Here is a 22162-nt window from a genome sequence, read left to right as displayed (position 1 = left end):
TTTTGGTGGACTTATGTCACAGCCTCATTTTTGGTTATTAATAAAGTTTATAGAAGATCTTTCAATGCTTGTTTTTGATCTTCGGTCATAGAATGAGCTTTGTTATAACGTTTTAAGAGAGCAACAATATCCATTTTAGGATATTGTTTAACGATATATTCTTCCATGGTCAGATTTGCAGCATAAGTTCTAGACAAAGCTCGGCCTGAAAAGTCGACTTTGGCCACCCGAATTAAGTTGCGTTTTAGAAGATTTCTTAAGGTTGTTTGTGTCGTTGACATAACCAATCCTGGATAATTATCAACGATTTGTTTTGCTGTATGGGCTTGATCAGCATCCCATAATATTTGTAGTAATTCATGCTCTTTGTTGGTCAATTTTATTTTTGGCATTTCACACTCTCCTTTACAAGCTTTCGTCTCATTATACCATCTCTAATGAATTGAATATAGTGAAAACAGAAAAATTTCATATAATTTTTAAAAATTAGGAAACTACTTGGTGAGATAATTCACGATTGTATCAATAAGTGGGCTTTCTCGTACTAAGAAACTGACCAGTAATACTTTTATTTTATTTATCCAATAAAACAACAATAATTCTCATAATGAAAACGCGTTACATTATTAATTGTGTCTAAATTAAACACTTATTTGATGGAGTCGTTTTATTTCACATTTAAAGAAATTAATGTTAGTCTAAAGATACTAAATATGAAGGGGTGTGGATAGTACTTTATGAAAAAGTCGTTTAAGTGGCTATTACTGGTCTTGACAATTTTTGCGATCAGTCTACTATGGCCCAATATGGTAAATTATCATCAGATAGCTACCAGCAAGTCTTTAATGCTAAAAGGGTATTCCTCATTTGCAGCAGTGAGTGGTTCCTATATTTATTGGGGAAGCTTAGTGTTGGTTGTCTTGCTAGTCGTTGGTATTATTGCATGTTTCTTGATGCCTGATAAGCAAGAGGGAATTGAATTAAGAGATAATCGCGGTAAGCTAGTGGTAAGACCTAATGCGATTGTTGGTATGATTCAGGCCTTGTTGGACAATGAGGAAGCGGTCGACTATTACTCATCCAAAGTGACGGTCGAAAAGAATAAGATTAAGGTGTATGTGATTGTTAGTCTCCGACGAACTTCTGATCTATATGGTCAAGCTAACCAGTTGGCTGAACGTATCCGTTCAGAGATTCGGCAATTAATTGGACGGGATTATCCAGCAGAAGTTGAACTTGAATTTAAAGATATTTCAAATGAAGAAAATCAAAAATTTAAGACTAAATCACGAGTTCTTTAAAAGGAGGCTAGTTCATGAAAAATTGTTTTAATTGTTTTTCTTACCCCATAGTGGGAGCGGTACTAGGATTAATAACTGCCATCTTATTTATTACAGTTGGTTTTTTTGAAACAGTTTTTATTTTTATAATGACACTCGTTGGAGCATACTTGGGTTTTCAAGCAGAAGCGAACAACTTTTTAGAGAAAATCAAAAATTTAATGAAGTGATTTATCGAGTATAGAAGGAGGGATTTTAATGACGGAAGACAAATCAATCGCTGGGAAGGTAACATTTGATGATAAGGTCATCGAAAAAATAATTGCCCGTGTTTTAGAAGAGACACCAGGTGTTATAGCCGCTAAGGGAAACTTTGTATCCGATCTTGCTCAACGCTTTTCTAATTCTAATAAGGAAGTATCTACGGATGGAATTGATGTTGAAGTGGGTCAAGAACAAGTAGCTATTGATCTTGATATTATTATCGAATATGACCAAGATGTTCCGGAGATTGCGGAAAAAATTAGCCAGTTAGCTTATGATGAGATTAAGTTAGCTACAGGTCTTGATGTAATTGAAGTGAATGTGAATGTAGCGGATATTATGAGTAAGGAAGAATATGCTAAACAACAAGCAGCCCCTAAAGAATAACAAGGATATAAGGAGAAAGTAGAAATGACAGAAATAAAAAAAACAACACAAGATGTAGTTAAAGAACAATCAGTGGATACTAAGCTTGGCGATGGAATTCGCGGTGAATTAACCTTTCATGATAAAGTCATTGAAAAGATTGTTGCACTTGCTTTAAAAGATGTCCCAGGATTATTAGGTGTTTCTGGTGGATTCTTCTCGAATTTTACTGGGAAGTTAGTTAATACGGATAATTCAACAGATGGTATTGAAGTAGAAGTGGGCAAGAAGCAAGTAGCAGTAGACTTGGACGTTGTGGCGGAATTTGGCAAGGACGTTAATGAAATTTTTGAGGCGATTAAAAAGACGGTGTCTGAAAAAGTAGCCAAGATGACTGGTTTAGAAGTAGTGGAAGTGAATGTGAATGTGGTTGATGTTAAATCACGTGAACAATATAAAGAGGAACAAGTAACTGTCCAGGATCGTGTGAGTGATGCTGCCCAATCTACGGGTCAGTATGTATCTGAAAAAACCGAAGAAGCATCTGATAAGTTATCAAAAGAAGCGGATAAATTGAAAGATAAAAATACTTCACGTGTTAAATAACTGGATAAACGACAAAGATCCTTTCCATTCTAATTTTGAGTGGAAAGGATCTTCTTATATTGCTTGGTTTCAAAAGCTTTTTAAAGATATAAAAAAAAGCCCTTTTGGGCTTATGAATATGTCCCCTGTAGGACTCGAACCTACGACCCTCTGATTAAGAGTCAGATGCTCTACCAACTAAGCTAAGGAGACGTAACATCAACAAAATATATATTACGACTTTTCATCGGATTCGTCAAGGGGGAAAACTAATTTTTTATGGATACTTTAGATTTAATATTAAAAATCCCCACCTCTGTTTTAGCAACAGAGATGGGAGATAGGGTTATTTTTAAGCTTGAAGGAAGGCTAATGAGCCCATTGGATCCCAAGGCTCGAGAGCGATTGGATCTGCTTGATATAATTTTTGATACTCTTCTTCAATATATTTAGCGGGAACCGTAATTTGATACATATATTCATCGAACCATGCATCTGACATGGAGTAAATGCCTTCATCTCCAGAATCTTTGCCCCAGGAATTTTCTACTTTCCAGGTTAGTGGGGAACCATTTTTATCTAAGTCTACCCCTACAAATACCATGGCATGTGTTAATAATGAACAGCCATAATCTAAGCGTTCGGCACGGTTTAAATTAAATCCTTGACCCAGAGTGTCTTCATAGGCATACATATGTGCGTCCATAATACCGATTTTGCGTTCACTCATCTTACCGACATCACAACCAAACCATACGGGATGACCATCTTGAATGGCAGTGATAGCGGCTTTCTTAATCACTTCAATGGGTACATTTAGATATTTAATGGGTTTTGATTCTACGATCGAACCTAAATATTTTACAGTATAAGTCTTATTGTAGGGTTTATCATCTGTAGGAGCATTAATCAAACTAATCATATGATCTAAGTCCATGGAAGTATATTTATTGAAGAATTCCTGAGGAGTAATCGCTTCAATTCGATGGAACTTGTTATCCTTATCTCGATATGCATAATCGAATTGAGTTGGGAATTCTCCTAATGCTTTTACGAGAAGGTTGTAGATGAAGGATAATTGATCTTCTTTTAAGGCTTCGAGTTCTTCTTTTGAGGCCCCGGCAGCTTGTTTTTGACGAAGACGAGCAGCAAATTCTCTCAATTTGTTTGCTAAAATTTCATTTAAGCCTCTCGTATTTGAAGAGTGGAATGTCTCAGGCATAATCTCTTTCGGAACCGAACCATATTTCTTTAAGATACCTGCGAACATTTCCCATTGACCACCATCACCAATCGGATCATTTAGAAGATGGGCAATCAGTCGAGAATTAAGGGGTTGATCAGCGGTTTCAATAATTGAGGTCAAGAAGAAGTTTGACCGTTCTAATTTATCGCAGAATAAGGTATAGTTTTGTGAAAATTCAAAATTTTCAACATTTAATTGGTTCATGGTTTGAACCCGTAGAACATTCAGGGCTGAGAACATCCAGCAGCGACCTGAAGCTTTTTGGTTGGTGATTTTACCACGTTTGGTTTCGTCTGAGAAAGTAAAGGTGTGCCGACGAATGGCCTGGTTGTCGACACTGGCTTCATTAATCCCTACCCTTGCGATGGCATGCTTGCTTGCTTGATTGGCAGGGTCTTTATCGAATGCATCTTGATATTGTTTGAGCAAAGCTTGATTAATCATTAAATCCCTCCTAAAAGTTATGATCAGCTTAATGCTTATAACCTGATTGTACGCTTTTTAATAATTTAGTCAACCCTAAAAATAAAACGCTTTAAAAGATTTTAACAGGCGGTTAAATCTAAAAAATGGCAAGTAAAAAGGGTGCAATATGCCTTTAATTCTACTACAATGAAAGTAGCACATTACATTAGAAAGGATTTACTATGAAAAAAGGATTAAAGTGGGTATTTTTATTAGCTCTGATTGGATTTGTTGCGGCTTGTGATACGCAAACGGTGAAGGAAAAGAAGCCAGAAATTATTGAATTAGAGAAGAAAATTGAAGAGGGTAAAATATTTGATCAAATTCAACCAATGTTACAAACCTTCAATGAAAATAATTACTATCAATATGAAGGAAGTTTAGTGGTTGATAATGGAACCGAACAATTAACTAAGGATTACCAGGGGCAAGAAAATTATCAAGAAGGGAAATTGAATTCATATTATATTCAAACCCAAGTCAAAGAAGGTAATCAATCGACTCAGTTTGACTTCTATGGTCAGAAAGATAAGGGCTATATACGTTCCGATGGAACAAATTGGCAGACTAGTGATGGAGAACGCTTACCGGATTTGTTGGTGAGTTATTTGAACTTAATGGTTGAAGGTGAAGATCAGTTGGATTTAAGCCAAGAGGGTCAGGTAAAAAAAGAAATAACGGATAAGGACCAACTTAGGTTACTACCAAGTCACTTTGATTGGCCGATTGCTGTAGAAGAAGGCTCGATTGATTCAGTAAGCTTTACGATGAATTATGATCCAAAAAGTTTTCAAATTAAAAAGTTCGAACTGCAAGCTCAAGTGGACACAGGGGGAAGCTCCTACCAATTGAATCAGATTGTTCAAATAAAGAAGGCGCAAGTCGATGCGATACCGTTGGATGTGGACCTCAATAGCCAATTACAAGAGTCAGTTATTGATTCAGATAGTCTCTTAGAAGCTTTTAAAAAGGCAAATTTAAGTAAGGTCTATTATACTTATGGCATAAATTTTTACCATCAAATGGATGAAAGCTTGGATGAAGCAATGGCTTATGTCAATTATTTAGCTTCGGATAATTTACTTTTGGCTTATGGCGAAGTAAAGGACAAAAAGGTAGAAGACTTGCGATTATATACTAAAGATCTGATGGATGATCGATTTGGCAAGGATTTAACTGCTTTTAGTCAAAAAAATTACTACGATTATTTTGTCAATTATTTTATTGAGCATTTTGATGATTTTAAAAAAGTTGATGAAAAAGAGGACCAATCAGAAGAAGATCGACCAAGTTATTATAGTTATCGTTATTTTGTAGAAGATAACTTGGAGGATATCAATCAGATTGGTGAGGGACTTGATCTATCATTTCTTGAGAAGCCTTCACCTGCCATCTATGGTTTGGATTTGATGATTGATAAAGTCAGTGGAAAGCTTGTTTCTGTGATTTTTTGGTCCGCTACCGGTCAAGAAGAACAAGTTCAGACACTTTATGGAATTCATTTCTCACAATTTAACGCTTTTAACCCCAATAATTTAGTGATAAAGGGTGCAAAAGCGGATCAGTCTGTTAGTGAAGAAGCGGAAGTTACTTCCTCCGACGCCGTTGAGTAATAGACATCCGTGAAAAAATGGGGGGATTAAAGATTGAAACAGACTAAACAAATTCTTTTCTCAGCCTTAGCGATTATTCTATTATTACTTAGTCTAATGAGAGGTCTTACGACTGATAGGGATCTCTCCCTTGACTCAAATTCCTCACTGGAAAATAGCCATCAAGTTGAAAATAAAGAGCTAGTCAAAGGGGAAGCTTATTATGATCTAGAGGATGTAGCGGCCTATATTCACCAGTATCAAAGCTTGCCTGCTAATTATATTACGAAAAAGCAAGCTCAAAGTAAGGGTTGGCAACCTGGTGATCCCTACTATGTGGTAGGTGGAGATTCCTTTGGTAATCGTGAAGGACAATTACCTAAAAAATCAGGGAGACGTTATTATGAGGCAGACCTTAAGGCGGGTTATACCAATCATCGAGGACCTCTGCGATTGGTTTATTCAAATGATGGGCTGATCTTTTACACACAGGATCACTATGATAGTTTCGAACAACTTTATTGAAGTTAAGGGGGCACTCGAATGAACTATATCTTGGATGCAGTATATTGTCAGGACCTCAAGGAAACCTATGATTACTGGATTGATTTATTTGACCTACCAGACTATACCGGGCATAACTTAGATGCCTTGTGGGATGCAATGACTGACCGATCTTATAGTCGAATAGAGGTAAACCATGCTCGCTTATTTTATGAACAGTTGGCGGAGCGTGGATTAGCTTTTTTAGATCTATTGGGTGACTTGGATCGGGATGGCTATCATCAAGTTATAATAAAATGGTAATAGGAAAGGAATCGAATCATGTCACAAGCGAAGGTCAAGATGGGACTATATATTCATATTCCTTTTTGTCAAAAAAAATGCCACTATTGTAATTTTTTAACATTTACGGATCAAGCCAATGAAGTTGATCCCTATATTGATTATTTGATTCGAGAAATGGCATTTTATCAGGAACAAAATTATTTGATTGATACCATCTATTTTGGTGGCGGGACACCTTCTTATTTATCTGCTGACCAGATGGTAAGAGTGATGGAGGGAGTTTATCGCTATTTTGAAGTGAGCCAAAGGGCTGAGATTTCGATTGAGATGAATCCTGAATCGGTTACTAGTCGCCGATTAGATAGTTATCTTGAATGCGGCTTTAATCGGTTTTCGATGGGTGTTCAATCTTTCAATGATGAAGTGTTAAAAATGATGGGGCGACTCCATGATCGAGCTACGGTCTTTGAGAAGATTGAATTGATGAAGAATAAAGGGATCGATCGACTAGGGATAGATTTGATGTTTGCTAATCCTAAGCAAACCTTGGAGATCCTAGAAGATGATTTGAATCAAGCACTGACGCTTCCCCTTACTCATTTATCAATTTATTCATTGATGATTAAGGATGATACACCTTTAAAACGCTGGGTATTAACGGGTCAGGTAAAGTTACCGAGTGAAGAATTAGAGAGGACGATGTATCATTATATTCAGGAGCGTCTAAAAGCAGCAGGTTTTGAACAGTATGAAATTTCAAATTTTGCCCGTCCAGGCTATGAAAGCCGCCATAATAAAAAATATTGGCGCCTAGATAATTATTTAGGCTTAGGCTTGGGAGCTTCTTCAAATGTGGATTTGATTCGCTATGATAATGAACGATCATTTTCAGCATATTATCAAAAGATTGATCGGGGGCTTCCACCTGTTATGTCTCAAGAAGTGATGACTTTAGAGGATCGTGAAAAGGAATATATCATGCTGAATATGCGGCTTTTAAAAGGTTTTTCAATTCCTGAAATTAATCAGCGATTTGGAATTGATTTTTTGACAAAATATCAGAAAGCCATTGAAAAGCACTTAAATACAGGGATCATCCAATTGAGTGAAGACCGCATAGCCTTTACAGAGCTTGGTTTAGACATTGGCAATCAATTTTATCTTGATATTTTGTAAATGATGGTATAATGAACTTGTAACGATTCAATTCCGTCTTAAGACGGAGGTTGAAAAAGTTATTGTAGTTGATAATACAATTAAAGGAGAGGATATAAATGTTATCATTGGAATCATTTTTTAAGCAAATCCCTAAAGATGCTTGGATTTATAATTATGTAGCTTCATTTGTTTTCTATATTATTGGAGACTTCAATAACTTCATGTCATTGATCTTGTTCCCTATTACAATTGCATTAGTCCTTTATGTATTGACATACGTCATTGATGGTAAAGAATATACGCAGTATCTTGGCTTTTATCCATTAGAACGAGATACGATTGCTTTTATTATTTGTCTTATCTGTAATTATATTTTATGGCACTTGTCCTTTGGTCTATTAGTCATTGCCCTTGCTTTAATTATTTGGCAAAATGTACGTCGGGCTTAATCAAAATTAACCCCCATCTAGTGTTTTTCTATTCACTAGATGGGGGCTTTGTTTGTAATTTTGAAGGATTTGATTTAATTCGTAGGTTTATATTTATTTTGAAGGATTATTTCCAATAAACTTTCGTAGATCGGTTGATTACCTAAGAACTCACTCACCAAGTCGGCGGTGTAGCAGGCGATCATCATGGGGAGTAACCAGGGGAGTGAGGCACCGGTCATTTCCATAATTAAAACCATCCCTGTTAAAGGAGCACGAACGATCGCTGCGAAATGACAGGCCATCGCAATAATCGAAAAGTAAGGGATTAAATCGGCAGAAGCTAATCCAAGTTGAGCAAGGGTCAAACCATAAATTTGGCCGACAAGTGACCCTAAGGCTAGTAGGGGAAAGAAGATTCCTCCTGGAATTCCTGAGCAAAAAGCTAGTAAAAGTAGAACCAATTTAACGAGGTATAGGTAACTTAGATTCGGTAACGTTAAGGAAGATTCGAAGGGAAGCTGAATCAAATTAGCGCCCGATCCAAATAATTGTGGGTCATAGAGTAGAAAAAGACCAGTGATTAAGAATGGCAAGGCTGTTTTAAGATACAGTGGGGCCTGCCAATTTGAGAAAATATTTTTGAGACTTAGAATGCCTTGATTAAATAGAAGCCCAGAAAAAGCGACTAAGATACCTAGTAAGAGGCATTGAATCAAGTTCGGGAAGTTATCGGGGTTAAATACCGGAATTGGAATGGATACCTGGTTGCCGAGGATATATTTAGCGGTTAAGCTAGAGCTAGCGATTGTGATTCCCGTATAGACAAATAATCGACGATTAGATTGATGAAGCAATTCTTCGATGACAAAAAAAAGACCTGAAAGAGGGGCGTTAAAAGCGGCTGCCATTCCTGCACCAGCTGCACCAGCAATCAGATAGTTGGAGACTTCTTCCTTACTTCGACTTAATTGAGCCATTCCTTGACCGATAGAAGCCCCGATTTGGACAGAAGGGCCTTCGCGGCCTAACGTAAGTCCTGAACCGATGGTGGCTAAACCTCCTAGGAATTTATAGATGAGGACGCGCCACCAATTTTGTTGTAATTGACCTTGGAGTTGTCCTGATACCTGGGGGATTCCAGAACCAGAAATGTTACTTTCGGCTTTAAGACAGTAGCCTGCAAAAATACCAAGAATGAGTAATAAGCCTAAAAATAAAAGACCTTGAAAAAAGTGTTGTGAAGACTGGACAAGCAAGCTTTGTAAAAGATGATTGATTTGACTAAGAGCTAATCGAAAATAAGCAACGATAATACCGGTTAAAGTACCGGTTAGGAGGGCGAGCCCTAAGGGTTTTATTCGAAGGGTATGAGAGTGGGACACAAGAAACATCCTTTCTAATAGGCTAAAATAGAAGATTTAGAAATACTGATGGGTGATGGATATATTAAAATCATCATCGTCTCTGGAACCTCTTTATTAATTATAGTTATTTTTTAAAGTCATAAAGAAGCTGTTTAGAATCAAGTAGGCTTAGTAGCGCTTGCTCATCAGAGAGCTTATATTTTTGTTGATGATAAACTTGTTGATCGGGAATCAGTAGGCTAAGTAAAGACTGATCTGGTAGACGGTCTACTACGATTCGGTCAACATGTTGATACGGAAGTTTTTTAATAGTAAAAGTGATGCCTTGAAGAACAAAAAAGCCATCCTTAGAGACACCCTTACACCCAGCCATTGATAAGGAATAGATCATAAATAAACCCAACAATAGATAAGCTTTCGGGTCCATTCTTAATCCGCGACCAACAAATAACAATATCAGTAACGTTAGAACTTGGGCAATCCACCAAGAAGGTGTGATCGTTTCCCGAAGGATTATTTGACGTTTTAAGTAAAGGTTATAGCTGATAGCGCCTAAAAGGATAATTAATATAGGATAAAAAAAGATAGCAGACATAAAAACCTCCAATTTTTTACTTGGCTTAACTATACCATAATTCGATAGCAATAAATCAGGTAATTTTAAGGACTAAGAATAATTGCTGTAAGAAAATGGGAGCAGAGGGTCTATTTTTTAGAGGAGTTATTATATTTGTCAGCTTATTGATAGGCTAATTACGAAAGGCTAAGCTATATTAATTGTATGTAGGAGTGAATCTTGTTATACTTGTAAACAGATTTAATAGAGGGGGATTCTATGAAAAATAAACATATGCTTGGGAAACTTGGATTACTCTTGACGGCATTAATCTGGGGATCGGGCTTTACTTTTTCTTCAATTGCACTGAAATACTTTACGACGTTTCAAGTGATCGCTTTACGTTTTACGATTGCTTTTGTCATTTTATTGGTGATTAATGTGGGTAAATTAAAGAGAATTTCAAAGGACGAATTTATAAAAGGCGTCACAGTGGGAGTTATTTTATTTTTAGCTTATTTCTTTCAAACAAAGGGACTTGAGTTTACCACTACGTCAAAGAACTCTTTTTTAACAGCAGTCAATGTCGTCATTGTTCCTTTTATAGGATGGCTTGTTCTTAGAGAAAAGTTATCAAAGAATGCGTTGTTGGGGGCTTTGATTTCTTTAATTGGGATTGGATTCACTTCTTTCTCTGGGGGAATTGGTCAAATCGCCTTTAATTTCGGGGATGCTTTGTCACTAATTGGTGCCGTCTTCTTTGGAGCCCATATATTTTATATGGACCATTATGGGGAGGGAATGCCAAATTGGTCCTTGATGCTTCTTCAAATGGGGGCTGCAGCAGCCCTTAGTTGGATAGCGGCCTTCTTCTTAGGCGAAGCCAATATTCATTTTACTCAAGAGTCTATCCTACCTATTTTATATGTTGGAATTGTTGCAACACTTGTTGGTTATGGCCTTCAAACCATTTCACAAAACTATACTACCAGTAATGAAACAGCAGTTATTTTATCAACAGAAGCCTTTTTTGGAATGTTAACAGCTATTTTGATTTTAGGAGAGCCTGTTATGTTGACTATGATTGTGGGGGGAATTTTGATTTTCTGTGGTATTCTAGTAGTAGACTTAAAACCGCTTAAAGAAAGTTAGTTTTGATGGCTGCTTAATGAAAAAACTTAAAGATCTAGTCGTTTACACTGTGATGAAAATCTGGTTTGAGCGACTAGTTTTTTTATGATCATTTATGTAAATGATTAGAAAAGATAAGGAATTCGTTTTTTTTTTGGAAAACAACTAGTTTAGCTAACTTTTATTTGATACACTAGCGAAGTATTTCATGATTGTTTTGGAGAGGAGATGGCGAGAAATCATGTTTTTTGATCGTGAATATGAGGATTTGAAAAACTTTGCAGAGGATCTATTTGACCATCCGGAACTAGGCTTCAAGGAAGAACGGACTCAAGGCAAGGTAATAGACTACATTCATTCGGTTAATCCGCAGGCCAAAATTGAAACGTTTGCCTTAACTGGACTTCGCGTGGATCTAAATCATAATTGTCAACATACCATGGCCTTCTTGGCTGAATTGGATGCGGTCTATACCCCAAACCACTTCCGAGCAAACCCTCAAACCGGAGCGGCACATACCTGTGGTCATTTTAGCCAGGTGACGATTGCATTAGCTTTGTACCACTATTTTTTTGTGACTCAAGCCTATCAGCAGTTAGATTTTAATCTAGCCTTTATCTTCGTACCAGCGGAGGAATATTTGGACTTAGATTATCGGCGTGGTTTACGAGACCAAGGGAAGGTGGTTCACCTTGGTGGTAAGGCAGAAGCAATGCGTCTAGGGGTCTTCAATGATATCGATTTTGCGATTCATATTCACTCCATCGGTGAGCGTTTTCATGAGCCAACAATTGAATTGGCATGTGATTTGGCAGGCTTTTGTTATAAATACTTTGATTTTCAAGGTAGAGCCAGTCATGCCGGCTTTGATCCTTATTCAGGAGTGAATGCTTATAGTATGTCCACCCTGTTTAATACAGCAATTGGTTTAGCTAGGCAACAAATGCGCGAAGATGTTTATTTACGCTTAAATCCAATTATTATGGATGCAAGCAGCATGTCGACAAATGTGATTCCAGATCAAGTTCGTGTAGGAACCGATATTCGATCGATGTCATTAGATTATATGAGGGAAGTATCGCAACGTTTAGATCAGATGGCACAAGGCTCTGCATTAGCTTTAGGTGGGCAAGTGACCTGTGAGACAGAAATGGGCTATCTTCCTTTTCATCAAGATGATTATTTGACGCAATTAGCTAAAGAGGCATTTATGGCCTATCCAGCAATCACAGGTTTGATCGACCAACGAGGGGCAATTGCTGCAGCGGGAGATATTGGAGACTTATCATATATGCTGCCTTGTATTCAGATTTCTTATGGAGGCTTTGAAGGACGTATTCATGGGATTGATTTTCGGATGATTGATCCAGAATTCGTGCTAAAGACCTTCCCAGACTATTTGGTTCAATGTATTCACCATATCAGTGATTCAATGGATTACAACAAGCTATATCGACGGTCATACTCGGACTATTTATCAACCTTAACAACGATGTTATAAGATTATTAATTGAAGGAGAAGGACATTGACACATAAAAAATCATTAATGTATTTAATTCCCTTTATTTTGCTTGCGATAGTTGCTGCAGAATGGATTGGTTTTAGAAGTTTAAGCCTAGGTCGTTTTACCATAAATATTTTACCCCTTGTTTTTGCGGTATTAATTACCATGATATTTGCTATTCCATTATGGCGTAAAGGAATTTTGAAGAAAATCTATTCGCCCGAAAATATTAAATTTGCATCAGGAAGTTTAATGTTTATTATGTTGCCTTTAATGGCTCGTTATGGAGCCGATGTTGCTCCCAATCTAAAGGAAATCCTCAAAGTAGGCTGGGTTTTCTTATTGCAAGAGTTAGGGAATACGGGGACGGTTATTTTAGGGATGCCAATTGCTTTATTACTTGGGTTGAGACGGGAAGCCATTGGTGCAACGCTTGGACTTGGCCGTGAAGGAGAACTGGCTTATATTTCAGAAAAGTATACTTTGAATTCGGCAGAAGGTCGAGGTGTCCTTTCGTTATATTTGATCGGTACCCTATTTGGATCTATTTTCTTTAGTATTGTAGCCCCGCTATTTTTAAAACTGGGGCTAGATTATCGAGCTTTAGCAATGGCTTCTGGACCAGGCTCAGCTTCAATGATGGCAGCTTCCTCTGCTTCGATTGCAGCATTAATGCCAACAGAAGCAATGGCGGAAACAGTTCGTTCTTATGCGGCTGCTAGTCAATTGCTGACAAGTTTTTTGGGAACTTATACGATGTTTTTCATAGCCATCCCAATGCAACGATTCTTCTATAATTTCTTTACGAAAGGAGATCATTATGATCATGGAAAATAGTTCAAAGCAGAAATACTTTGATTTTGGTGCACGAGTCGCTTTAGGTTGTGCTTTAATTCTCTTTACACAAGGGATTAAGTTATTAAAGAATTCAGCTTCTACTCCAATCACTGGTTGGACGCTTTTAGGACTTCTTATTTTATGGCTCTTTTCCATGTTAGGAATTTTTGTGGCCGATTTTATGAAGGCCAAAGAGATTCCAGTAGCGAAAGATTTTCCAATTCTGGGATGGGTTTCGATCGTTTCTTTAATTTTTTGTTTGATTTTCGGCGAAGTGGTCATCAAGTCCATCCAATCGGTTGACTTTCTAGCGGTTACAACGCCTATTTTGGCAGTAGCTGGGATCTCGGTAGCCGATAGTCTAGTTGATTTACGACGTACCTCCTGGAAGATAATGATTGTGGCAGCCTTTGTTTTTATCGGAACCTACTTAGGGAGTGCTCTTATTTCTCAATTAGGTTTATGGTTGACTGGCGCTTTATAAAGTAATTTCAGAAAATCTGGCAGAAATTCTGCTGGATTTTTTGCTTAAAGCAATATTTGTCAGCTTTTAAGATTAAAAGTATAATTCGATTATGGTGGATGGGAGGTTGAAAATGTGTTGAGAGCCAAGTCAGGGAAGGGCCTTTTAGTGATGATACTAATTTTCACTTTAACTGCTTGTGGTAAAAGTCCCTCTGTTAAAAGTTTGGAACACGATATTAGTCAAACAATAACGAAAAAGCAAGTAGACCAAGATGAGTTGGAATCACTTGAACAACGTTATCAAAAATTGACGGATTCAGAAAAAAGACAGGTCGCTAACTATCAAGAGTTACAAGAAGTTCAAAGAAAAATGGATCAATTGGCAATTGACCACGTGGAATTACTTATTAAATCGATTAACCCGTCTGTTCCAGATGGACAAGAGTCCATCCAAAAAGCGAGAAGGGCATATGATGATCTGACAGATGATCAACAAGCTTATGTAGCGAATTTTAGTGAGTTGCTTCAGGCTGAAAAACAGTTTAAAGAGACAGTGTTCGCTCAGACTTTTCAATTAATGGATAAAATGAGCGACTTAGCGGTTCAAGATCTTGCTGCTGTTGACACATTAAAAACGCTTTATTCTAAATTAACTGCTTCACAAATCCAACATTTGCCGCAAAATTATCAAGGGATCGACTCCTTTATCAAGGATTATAAGATTAATCTGTTTGATTATTTAGTAGATAATTCATCTTATCAAAGTGGCTTAACAAATGGTCAGCAGACTAAAGAATTATTAAATTTGATTCAAATATATAAGTTACTAAGTGCGGAAGATCAGACTCAGGCTCAACAAATAGAGACTTTTAAAAAAATGATACAAAACTATCTTTTTTATTATAATAATCGGCAGTGGGATGACCCTGTTTTTCAACGTTATCGATATTTGCAAGAATGCCAGGAGATTCCATTCGAGAAGTTAACAAAGTATCCTTCTAGTTTAAAAAATCGTAAAATCAAAATTACGGGTCAGATCATAAAATCCAAACACGGAAGCTTGATTCAACCGGCCCATCTATGGATTCAGGAAGATAATAAGCCAGATCAGATATACCGGTTAACGGATTTACGGATTGCAAAGGAACCTAAATTAAAAGTGGGTGATTCATTATCTTTTTATGGCGGTTACATGGGCTTGGAGGATGGAGAGCCACAGATAGATCTGCGTTACACAGAGCTTGACAACTTAGGCGTAATCACTAATAATGATCCTTTGATGAAGATTAACTTCGATGAAGCCTTGGAAGACAAGCGTTTGGAACTCTATAAGGCGGCAAAGACGATACAATAAGGAGGACACCATGAAATACGTTGTGCAAATATTGAAATATATAACCATTTTAGTCTGTGTAGGCATCTTGACATATTTCTTCTTGCCAAGACAGTCTGAAAGCCCAAAAATTGCTACGCAAGAAATTGAGGCATCAATGGCAGATATTGGTGAATTAGCAACTTCGGAATATCGGTATAAGATTTCACAAGTGAGTGAAAAACCGAATAAGAAGGTATTAGGTTTTAACTTACCCTTTACAGACTCTAAGGTGTTATATAGTTATGAAGGAGTGATTAAGGCGGGCTTACAGTTTGAGTCGATAAAATTTACGGTGAATGAAGCTAAAAAGACAATTTATGTAGAATTACCAGATACTCAGATTCTTAGTCAGGAAGTTTTTCCAGATAGTTTATTAGTTTATGATGCAAGCTATAGTCCTTTTAATAATTTTACCTTCGAGGATATGAATCTTTCTCTAAAGGATCTGAAAGAAAGAGCTCAGGAAGATGCAATTAAGAATGGCTTACTTGAGGCAGCCCATGATAATGCGATTAAATTACTTGATTCGACCCTATCACGCTTTTATGATCAAAAGGAATATCAGATTGAGTACTATTAAATCAATTTATTAGACGTGAGTTGAATGATAGATAGCTTGACATTCAATCCATCAGCTTTTATACTTTTTAAGTCTTTTTGCTTACGATCGATCGGACCCAATGTTTGCCCGTGAGATGATTAATAAATGTATTGGAAGGGGTTGACTAATGAATCTGGCTTATTTTTTTAGAATAATCGAGGATAATCATCCTAGTCAAGTTCCTTTAGTCGTCGTTTTACTATTTATCGTTGTTTGTTATTTGCTAGCTAGAGTTGATTATTTAGTTAAGTTGTATGCTCTTTTTGCACTTTTTTTGCAATGTATGATTTTATTTTGGTATCAAGGATCGGGGCGGTTGTTAGCAGATGGCCTCCCCCTTTATCATTGCCGACTAATCATTTGGATTTTAGGAGTCGGATTATTGTTGGGGCAACATAATAAATTTATGAGTTGGATTAGTTTAATGGGGCTTCCTTTTTCAGTGGGGGCTTTATTGATTAGAGATATGGATCCCTATCTATTTCCCCATGTGACCTTTGTGTATTATTTTTTGGGTCATGGCATGATTCTTATTTTATCCCTAATCTATTTGCGAAATGATTATTGTTCGCCTAGTTATAAAGAGATCAGCGCTTACACCTTGTTACTACATACTTTCATTCAAGGCATTAATATCTTTCTTCAGACAGATTATGCTTATTTAAGACAACTCCCCTTTATATCAGAGGCTACTTTTACTCATTCATCTTTTTTGATAGTGAGTTTGGTGGTTTTGACGGTTTCATGGATTATGAAATTTTTGCAAGATAGAATACATTTAAGGCAGACATCAACTGAAGCGTTACTTTCATAATTGAATAAAAATTAACATTTTTTACGAAGGCTATGGTCAAATACCATAGCCTTTTATAAATATTTAAGCAATAAATGTATTTAAAGAACCTACTTTGTTATTCGCTGATAGAATTTCTTGTCGCACAGCCTTTTTAATAAGCGTATAATGACAGCATACAAGGGAGCTTGAATGAGACCAAGCTTTAATATTATGGAGGCGGTAATATGATTTTGTCTCAAGAGGAATTAGAATGGTTAAAAGCATTACGGATGGATTTACATCTTCATCCGAAGGTGTCAGAACATGAAGCAGAAACGAAAATGCGTTTGATGAATTTTATTGGGCAACATTCATCTGTGAAGCTGGTAGATAAAGGGGCTTATTTTTATGCCATTAAGGATGAAGGGGCAACCGAAACGCTAGCCTTTCGTGCAGATATGGATTCAATTGTGAATTCTAAGATGCAAGCTTTCCATGGTTGTGGACATGATGGGCATTCGACAATATTGTGTGGGCTGATTTTGGCATTAGATAAAATTAAAACCGGAAAAAATATTGTCTATCTCTTTCAACATGCTGAAGAAAATGGAGTGGGAGCTAAGCAGTGCTGTGAAGTACTCGATGAGGCTAATGTCGATCGGATCTATGGATTACATAATTGGCCACATTTGACAAAGTTTTCGGCACATTTTCGTGCTGGAACACTAATGTGTGCTTCGACGGGAATGCGTTTAACTTTTGAGGGAATTCAGTCACATGCTTCTGAACCAGAAAAAGGTAAGAATCCAATCTATGCTATTGCCAAATTAGTCAATGACTGGCGACCATTAAGTGATTTTAGTGGTTATCAAGCCATGACTTTCCATGGCCAAAATTTCTCAGATCTAATCTTGTGTACGGTGGTTTCTGTTCGACTAGGGGAATCTAATTTTGGTGTGAGCCCAGGACAAGGAACCTTAGATTTAACATTGCGGGCGGCAAAGACTGAAGATTTAGATCAGTTACAAGCATTGATTCATAAAGAGGCTCAATATTTGGCGGATCAGGAAGGGCTTAAATTAGAGATGACCTTAACGGATACTTTTCCAGATACTTCCAATTCGCAGGCAGAAGTAGATCGCCTAAAAGTTATTTTTAAAGAGGCAGGATTACCTTTTGAGTTGCTACAAGAGCCGATTCGTTCATCCGAAGATTTTGGCTGGTATTTAAAAAAACGTCCTGGCTGTTTCTTCTTTTTAGGTGATGGTCCCTATGCAGAACTCCATTCTGATCCTTATACATTTCCGGACGAATTAATCGAACGCGGCATAGAATTATTTAGAGCGATCGCACTAGGTTAAACGGTCTTAAATATAGTTGATTAGTGTTTGGCTTGAGCCAGCTTATTCATTGAATCAGTATTTATTGTTGGTTTGATTGATCCTATTTGTATTGGGGATTGAAAAAAGAAAATGGAGAAAGTATTAGGTGAACATCGGGTCGGGTATCAGTAGGGATATTCTTTCATCATTCGGTGTATTAGGGTCTAATTTTTGCTAGATTTTAAAATTTTACTTGCAATTTAGTATATTTGCTTTATTCTGAAATAAAGTGAATTAAAAGTAGGGATAAGGATGTTAAAACTGTTACAGATAGGGCTAGCCCTAGCGATTGTCGGGTTGCAGCTTTATGCGGTAAAAGCGATCACGTTTTTTTGTGATTCTCTCATTAAAGAAAAGCAAAGGAGACCTCATCAATCGGTTAAACATAACTAAAAACATTTGACAGATGTAAAAGAGGCGGAGACACTCAAAGTGCTCCGCCTCTTTTGCTAATATTGAATAAAAAAGTTATGCTAGGATTCCTCCATCTGCGATGAATTCAGATCCTGTTGAGTAGGAGGATTCATCAGAAGCCAAGAATAAGACTAAGTTAGAAATTTCTTGGGGCTCTGCCATTCGCTTTAAAGGTATAAAATCAACCATAGCTTGAATTTGATCGAAAGCTTCCGAGTGTTGGACCATCGGAGTGTTGATAACACCTGGATGTACGGAATTAACACGAATACCATAGTGGGCTAACTCTTTGGCAGCAGCTTTTGACATACCACGAACTGCAAATTTGGTATCGGTATAGCCGATCGCTCCCCCATTCATGCCATTAATGGATGAGATATTAACGATAGACCCTCCTTGGGCTTTTTTCATAGATGGAATGACATAGTGCATCCCTAGAAAGACAGAAATTTGATTAATTCCAAGTATTCGTTTGTAGTCTTCCAGACTAGAATGTTCGGTTGATAAGACAGTTGAGACACCTGCATTATTCACTAAAATATTGATCGGACCAAAAGTAGACTCTGTTTCTTGAATGACTTTTTTCCAGTCATCTTCAGAACTGACATCCTGTTTAATAAAAAGAACAGATTCTCCGAGTTCTTTAGCTAAGGCTTGGCCTTTTTCAACATCGATATCTGTAATGGCAACTTTAGCGCCTTCTTCAACAAATAAACGTGCATGGGATTCACCCATTCCTTGAGCGCCCCCAGTAATAATCGCTACCTTATTTTCTAAACGTCCCATTAAAACGCCCCCTTTAAGTGTTTGATTAAGTTAAGTATATATGAAAGCCATTTCAGAGTCAATGAATCTGATTTCAAAATGAGAAATGATTAGATTTATTGGTAGAGATTCTCAATCTTTAGCTTGGAAACGCAGCCCCTTTGGATAGAAGTTTTTGATAGTTCCCTTGACAAGTTTTCCGAAGGCGACGGGCATTCCTTTTAGGCAGAGTAGGTACCACCCATCTTTTTCGGAGGCTTTCAGGGTGAGACCGGCCATATAATCTTTCCATTGTTCTTCATCGATGTCTAGATGAGCTGTTGATGATATATCTTTCACAGCCATAGCTAAGGAGAAGGAAGGCTCAAAACGCCCTTTTAAAAATTGTCCGACTTCTAATCCCCAACGTAGGACTGAATGGAGGGGGATGCTTTCTTGTCCTTGAGGGATGAAATAAAGCGTATTTTGTCTAACAAATAGACGACCATTAGATTCTTGAACGCAAGCTTCTAGTGGACATTGAGAGCTAAAGTCTTGCCAGAGTTCTTTCTCTTCTTTGTTAGGAGAACGAAAGTCGGAAGGGCTTGCTTTCGTATTTTTCTTTATTTGTGATGAATGTGATGGCCTGAGTGGTTTGATAAGTTGGGCTACAAAATGCCCCTCACCTGGATTTAGGTGAGGCCAGAGTCGAAGACAGCCTTCGAGTCCTTCTACACTCCCCCAATCAGGCCGTCCATGGCTGACGCTTGCTAGAAATTGTTCTGTATCAATAGGAGCAATGTTTAGTTGATGTTCCTGGACTAACCAAGAGACAATGGCTTCATTTTCTTCGGGTGCGAAAGTACAGGTCGAATAGATGAGCCGGCCGCCAGGTTTTAGCATTTGAAGGGCAGATTGTAGGATATGCTGTTGACGAATGGCACATTCAGTCGGGTAATCAGGTGTCCACTGATCTAGGGCTGCTTGGTGTTTTCGAAACATTCCTTCTCCTGAACAAGGAGCGTCTACAAGTATGCAGTCAAAGGATTGCGGATAGAATGAAGCTAATTCATCCGGTCGGTAAGATGTTACTATACAATGTCCCACACCCCAATGTTCGATATTTCGTGAAAGTTCTTTAGCTCGTTTGGAATTAATTTCATTGGCAACAAGTAAGCCTTGACCTTGCATGGCTGAGGCGACTTGGAGAGTCTTGCCTCCTGGAGCTGCGCAAAGATCCAAGACCCACTCACCTGGTTGACAGTTAGCCACACTTGCAACAATCATGGCAGAAGGGTCCTGATTATAGATATAGCCACTTCGTGCAAGTGGGCTGTTGCCAGAAATCTTACCTAGATAGGCCGATTCTGCATAGGGTGCACGCTTAAGTGGATCTGGGAAAAAACTTTTTAAGGCTGCTAAAGCAGTTGGTTTTTCAGAATTTAGACGGAAGGCATGGTGTTGAGCTTGATCTTCAATGGCATGAAAGAGTGCTTGGCTTTCCTCAAGACCAAGAAGTTGTCGATATTTGTTCTTAAAGCTATCTTTTATAGGCATGAAATCCCCACTTTCTCAGTATAATCATACTCTAGCATAGGCAAGAGAAGGTCACAAGCTGGATTAATTTGTAGCGTTTTACTTTCAATTTTTAGAAGTTTTAGGTACAATAAAGTTAACCTTTAATAAAGGACAAACAATAAATGGAGGGATGACCATGAAGAAAATTAGACAGTTTATGACTTTGATGTTAGTTTTTGTGACGTTCTTAGTACCGGCATTATCTGTTAATGCTCAAGACAGTGACGTTTATGATAAGATTGTTGAAGCAAACTCAAAAATTGAATCTCAAGCAGGAAATTTTGATACGATGGTGAATCTGATTAGCCCAAGTGATGAAATGGATGTTTCCTATAATATTCATGGTGATTATCAAATTCAGGCAGAGCCATTTGCTATGAAGATGGTTCTAACGGTAACTGATGAAGCTACTGGAGAAACTAAACAAATCGATATTACTCATGTGGATGGTTACACTTATGTATATAATGGTCAAGAATGGTCTGTTATTAAAGAAGATACTTCTTCCATCATTAATGAGACGAATAAAACTTTATCAGATAGTCAGGATTCTCAAGTTATAAAAGATTTAATGCAAGTTTCTGAAACGGATGAAACGTATAAGTTAACAGCTGATTTATCGAAGGCAGATTTTTCATCTTACTTTGATGAGATTGACTTACAAGGTCAAGTGATCGATCAAGTCAAGAAAGGTATTGAAGAAGCGGGCGATCTTGGAGAAGAAGGCGAGATGGTTAAAGAACTTGTCGTTTCTCTTTTTGAAAAAGTTGACTGGAATCAATTAGCTACGGATATATTGCATGCCCTTGGACAGCTAGAAGTGGACTACGATAAAGAAAACTATTTATTAAAGAGCCTATCATTTGGTTCGGAAACATCACTTAAGACTGTTTTAGGGCAGTTATTAACAGCTTATGAAGACCTCTCAGGTGAAGAACTTATCGCAGACGATACAGATATGGCCATCAATTATCATTTTGCCTTAGAAGTCACTGAATATAATGGTAGCTATGATATTCAAAAGCCTGAAGATGCACCAAGCTATGAAGAATATCGATCTAGCTATGGAATGGAATCTTCTGAAGAATCAGAGGAGTCGATGGAGGACTCTAACGAAGAGGATAGTACACAAGATCAAGCAAGCGATGCTGACCAAGAAGAAACAAGCGAATCCGCAGAATAGTCGAATATTGTTGAATGAAAGAGGCCAGGAACGAAATTCCTGGCCTTTTTAGATTTAAAATGAATGCAATGAAAAC

At 37.5% G+C, this 22162-nt stretch carries 24 protein-coding genes and 1 tRNA gene; 18 read left to right on the top strand and 7 right to left on the bottom strand.

The window, feature by feature from the left end:
- Positions 1-47 precede the first annotated feature (47 nt).
- A complete protein-coding gene (locus tag HMPREF2758_RS08365; protein WP_070610077.1) occupies positions 48-392 on the bottom strand; it encodes a BlaI/MecI/CopY family transcriptional regulator in 345 nt (114 codons plus the stop codon).
- Positions 393-737: 345 nt separating this feature from the next.
- Here HMPREF2758_RS08365 and amaP point away from each other — a divergent pair, with 345 nt between their 5' ends.
- The 4 genes from amaP to HMPREF2758_RS08345 are packed head-to-tail and all read left to right on the top strand — an operon-like array spanning position 738 to position 2516.
- A complete protein-coding gene (amaP, locus tag HMPREF2758_RS08360; RefSeq protein WP_246823307.1) occupies positions 738-1301 on the top strand; it encodes an alkaline shock response membrane anchor protein AmaP in 564 nt (187 codons plus the stop codon).
- Positions 1302-1315: 14 nt separating this feature from the next.
- Positions 1316-1510, top strand: coding sequence for a DUF2273 domain-containing protein (locus HMPREF2758_RS08355; protein WP_070610076.1), 195 nt, complete (start codon positions 1316-1318; stop codon positions 1508-1510).
- A 28-nt stretch (positions 1511-1538) separates the two neighbouring features.
- Complete coding sequence (locus HMPREF2758_RS08350; protein ID WP_070610075.1) at positions 1539-1931, top strand: Asp23/Gls24 family envelope stress response protein; 393 nt, start codon at positions 1539-1541, stop codon at positions 1929-1931.
- 24 nt (positions 1932-1955) lie between these two features.
- Positions 1956-2516, top strand: coding sequence for an Asp23/Gls24 family envelope stress response protein (locus HMPREF2758_RS08345; RefSeq protein ID WP_070610074.1), 561 nt, complete (start codon positions 1956-1958; stop codon positions 2514-2516).
- Between the two features lie 119 nt (positions 2517-2635).
- Here the strand turns inward: HMPREF2758_RS08345 and HMPREF2758_RS08340 are convergent.
- Both HMPREF2758_RS08340 and HMPREF2758_RS08335 read right to left on the bottom strand, forming a co-directional pair.
- A tRNA-Lys gene (locus tag HMPREF2758_RS08340) sits at positions 2636-2708 on the bottom strand.
- Between the two features lie 139 nt (positions 2709-2847).
- Entirely contained in the window at positions 2848-4185 is a 1338-nt protein-coding gene (locus HMPREF2758_RS08335) for a C1 family peptidase (RefSeq protein WP_070610072.1), read from the bottom strand.
- 203 nt (positions 4186-4388) lie between these two features.
- On the opposite strand from HMPREF2758_RS08335, the gene HMPREF2758_RS08330 reads away from it, so the two are divergent.
- The 5 genes from HMPREF2758_RS08330 (at position 4389) to HMPREF2758_RS08310 (ending at position 8194) form a co-directional block, all read left to right on the top strand.
- Complete coding sequence (locus HMPREF2758_RS08330; RefSeq protein ID WP_070610071.1) at positions 4389-5819, top strand: hypothetical protein; 1431 nt, start codon at positions 4389-4391, stop codon at positions 5817-5819.
- A 33-nt stretch (positions 5820-5852) separates the two neighbouring features.
- Positions 5853-6323 (top strand): ribonuclease domain-containing protein, encoded by a 471-nt coding sequence (locus HMPREF2758_RS08325; protein ID WP_006908068.1) that lies wholly within the window; start codon positions 5853-5855, stop codon positions 6321-6323.
- 18 nt (positions 6324-6341) lie between these two features.
- On the top strand, positions 6342-6605 hold the full coding sequence (locus HMPREF2758_RS08320; RefSeq protein WP_006908067.1) for a barstar family protein: 264 nt from the start codon (positions 6342-6344) through the stop codon (positions 6603-6605).
- An 18-nt stretch (positions 6606-6623) separates the two neighbouring features.
- Entirely contained in the window at positions 6624-7763 is a 1140-nt protein-coding gene (gene hemW, locus HMPREF2758_RS08315; protein WP_006908066.1) for a radical SAM family heme chaperone HemW, read from the top strand.
- A 98-nt stretch (positions 7764-7861) separates the two neighbouring features.
- A complete protein-coding gene (locus HMPREF2758_RS08310) occupies positions 7862-8194 on the top strand; it encodes a hypothetical protein (RefSeq protein WP_006908065.1) in 333 nt (110 codons plus the stop codon).
- A 74-nt stretch (positions 8195-8268) separates the two neighbouring features.
- Here HMPREF2758_RS08310 and HMPREF2758_RS08305 read toward each other — a convergent pair whose 3' ends face one another.
- Together HMPREF2758_RS08305 and HMPREF2758_RS08300 are read right to left on the bottom strand one after the other, a co-directional pair.
- On the bottom strand, positions 8269-9567 hold the full coding sequence (locus HMPREF2758_RS08305) for a ClC family H(+)/Cl(-) exchange transporter (protein WP_246823305.1): 1299 nt from the start codon (positions 9565-9567) through the stop codon (positions 8269-8271).
- 97 nt (positions 9568-9664) lie between these two features.
- Positions 9665-10135, bottom strand: a complete 471-nt coding sequence (locus HMPREF2758_RS08300; protein ID WP_070610066.1) for a hypothetical protein — start codon at positions 10133-10135, stop codon at positions 9665-9667.
- 240 nt (positions 10136-10375) lie between these two features.
- On the opposite strand from HMPREF2758_RS08300, the gene HMPREF2758_RS08295 reads away from it, so the two are divergent.
- From HMPREF2758_RS08295 to HMPREF2758_RS08260, 8 genes are all read left to right on the top strand, one after another.
- Entirely contained in the window at positions 10376-11248 is an 873-nt protein-coding gene (locus HMPREF2758_RS08295; protein ID WP_006908062.1) for a DMT family transporter, read from the top strand.
- 220 nt (positions 11249-11468) lie between these two features.
- Positions 11469-12728: a M20/M25/M40 family metallo-hydrolase gene (locus HMPREF2758_RS08290; RefSeq protein ID WP_070610064.1), complete on the top strand. Its 1260-nt coding sequence runs from the start codon at positions 11469-11471 to the stop codon at positions 12726-12728.
- 25 nt (positions 12729-12753) lie between these two features.
- A complete protein-coding gene (locus tag HMPREF2758_RS08285) occupies positions 12754-13569 on the top strand; it encodes a DUF3100 domain-containing protein (RefSeq protein WP_070610061.1) in 816 nt (271 codons plus the stop codon).
- Positions 13553-14053 carry a hypothetical protein gene (locus HMPREF2758_RS08280; RefSeq protein ID WP_070610060.1) on the top strand — a complete coding sequence of 167 codons (501 nt, stop codon included), beginning with the start codon at positions 13553-13555 and terminating at the stop codon, positions 14051-14053. Before HMPREF2758_RS08285 ends, HMPREF2758_RS08280 begins: the two co-directional genes overlap by 17 nt.
- A 150-nt stretch (positions 14054-14203) precedes the next feature.
- Positions 14204-15388, top strand: coding sequence for a hypothetical protein (locus tag HMPREF2758_RS08275; RefSeq protein ID WP_246823309.1), 1185 nt, complete (start codon positions 14204-14206; stop codon positions 15386-15388).
- Between the two features lie 10 nt (positions 15389-15398).
- Positions 15399-15989, top strand: a complete 591-nt coding sequence (locus HMPREF2758_RS08270; protein ID WP_006908057.1) for a DUF4230 domain-containing protein — start codon at positions 15399-15401, stop codon at positions 15987-15989.
- Positions 15990-16137: 148 nt separating this feature from the next.
- Positions 16138-16824, top strand: a complete 687-nt coding sequence (locus HMPREF2758_RS08265) for a TMEM164 family acyltransferase (protein WP_070610056.1) — start codon at positions 16138-16140, stop codon at positions 16822-16824.
- Between the two features lie 206 nt (positions 16825-17030).
- Positions 17031-18146: a M20 metallopeptidase family protein gene (locus HMPREF2758_RS08260; protein ID WP_006908055.1), complete on the top strand. Its 1116-nt coding sequence runs from the start codon at positions 17031-17033 to the stop codon at positions 18144-18146.
- A 489-nt stretch (positions 18147-18635) separates the two neighbouring features.
- Here HMPREF2758_RS08260 and HMPREF2758_RS08255 read toward each other — a convergent pair whose 3' ends face one another.
- Positions 18636-19367, bottom strand: a complete 732-nt coding sequence (locus HMPREF2758_RS08255; RefSeq protein ID WP_070610054.1) for a glucose 1-dehydrogenase — start codon at positions 19365-19367, stop codon at positions 18636-18638.
- 111 nt (positions 19368-19478) lie between these two features.
- Positions 19479-20882: an RsmB/NOP family class I SAM-dependent RNA methyltransferase gene (locus HMPREF2758_RS08250; RefSeq protein ID WP_070610052.1), complete on the bottom strand. Its 1404-nt coding sequence runs from the start codon at positions 20880-20882 to the stop codon at positions 19479-19481.
- Between the two features lie 157 nt (positions 20883-21039).
- On the opposite strand from HMPREF2758_RS08250, the gene HMPREF2758_RS08245 reads away from it, so the two are divergent.
- A complete protein-coding gene (locus HMPREF2758_RS08245; RefSeq protein ID WP_070610051.1) occupies positions 21040-22086 on the top strand; it encodes a DUF6612 family protein in 1047 nt (348 codons plus the stop codon).
- Positions 22087-22162 lie beyond the last annotated feature (76 nt).

This window comes from Facklamia sp. HMSC062C11 (assembly GCF_001810675.1).
In the GTDB taxonomy this organism is placed as follows: Bacteria; Bacillota; Bacilli; order Lactobacillales; family Aerococcaceae; genus Facklamia; species Facklamia hominis.
The sequence above is the reverse complement of the archived record's forward strand: the minus strand, read 5'-3'. Positions and strand labels throughout refer to the sequence as shown.